1 protein-coding gene is annotated in these 577 nt (G+C 71.9%); it reads right to left on the reverse strand.

The features are described 5' to 3' along the window. The coding region (locus tag NGR01S_RS29755; RefSeq protein ID WP_157107519.1) for a GntR family transcriptional regulator at positions 1 to 577 on the reverse strand (577 nt) is incomplete at both ends.

Here is a 577-nt window from a genome sequence, read left to right on the forward strand (position 1 = left end):
CATTCAGCAGCAGCCGGAGTCCGTGCTGGGCACCGAGGGTCACCAGGATCTGGTCGGCGCCGGTGGGCAGACCGCGTTCGGTGTAACGGCGGGCCAGGGCCTCCCGCAACGGCAGGATGCCCACCGGGTCCATGCCGTGGGTACCCAGATACGACGGGATACCCTGCAATGCTACGGAGTACGCCTCCTCCATCTCCGGGGGTGCCGTCATCGCCGCATAGGTCAGGTCCACGGCCGGCGCGGCGCCGGTGGACATGGTGGCGATGATGCCGCGGGCGGCCCGGGTGCCGTCGTGCGCGATGGCCGGCGGCAGCGCGACGGTGCTGCGTGAGCCCTGGCGGGTGATGAGATAGCCGTGTTCGCGCAGGAGCGCGTAGGTGGAGGTGACGGTGGTCCGGCTGACCCCGAGGGTGGCGGCCAGATCGCGTTCACTGGGCAGAGCGATGCCGAGTGGGGCGCGCCCGTCGTGGATCAGCAGCCGGATCCCCTCGGCCAGCGCGAGGTAGGCGGGCCGGGACGATTTGCGGGCGCCACCGTCGGCCGCCGCATCGGCACTGCGCCAGTGCCCCAGATCGCG

The sequence above is a fragment of the Nocardia grenadensis NBRC 108939 genome (assembly GCF_001613445.1).
Taxonomy (GTDB): domain Bacteria; phylum Actinomycetota; class Actinomycetes; order Mycobacteriales; family Mycobacteriaceae; genus Nocardia; species Nocardia grenadensis.